Below are 634 nucleotides of genomic sequence, written 5' to 3'. Positions count from 1 at the left end.
ATGCCGGCCCGGATCAAGGCGGCGTATAGCGCGTCGCGATCGGTGCTCCCGTCGGCGGCGACCGTGGCCAGCAGATCGATGCCGGAATAGTGGGTGAAGGCGTCCGCCACCGTCAGCCGTTCCGGCTCGGCGAACGGATCGCAGTCGCGGCCCCGGAAAGAGAAAAGAGTCGCCCCTGCCCTTGTAGCGGCCAGCGCCAGGAAGGCCGCGCAATCCAGCATCAGGCTCTCATAGGCTTCGCCCACCCGATACCATTCGAGCATGGTGAATTCGGGATGGTGCAAGGCGCCGCGCTCGCGGTTGCGGTAGACCGGACCGAAGCTGAAAATCCTGACTTCACCGGCGGCGAGCAGCTTCTTGCAGGCGAATTCCGGCGAGGTGTGGAGATAGAGCGGCGCCCTTGCGCCGTCCGGCCCGACCGCTTCGGTGGCGAAAGCCGCCAGATGCGCCTCGTTGCCGGGCGAAATCTGCAGGGCCGCCGTCTGCACCTCGACGAAATCATGGGCGGCGAACCAGTCGCGCAAGCTGGCGGCGATGCCGTTGCGCAGCATCAGCCGCGGGCGGCGGTCGGCATGAACGTCAGGCGTCCACCAGGGCGAAGCTTCGGTCATGCGGCTCGGATCATGGTGGAAGG

General features: G+C 66.9%; 1 protein-coding gene. It reads right to left on the bottom strand.

Going from position 1 to position 634, the window contains the following annotated elements:
* On the bottom strand, positions 1-611 hold a 611-nt coding region (locus EN984_RS36855; protein WP_348630251.1), incomplete at its 3' end, for an amino acid--tRNA ligase-related protein.
* Between the last annotated feature and the right edge of the window lie 23 nt (positions 612-634).

It is taken from the genome of Mesorhizobium sp. M7A.F.Ca.CA.004.12.1.1, from assembly GCF_003997835.1.
Taxonomy (GTDB): domain Bacteria; phylum Pseudomonadota; class Alphaproteobacteria; order Rhizobiales; family Rhizobiaceae; genus Mesorhizobium.
This window is presented reverse-complemented; position numbering and strand designations above follow the sequence as displayed.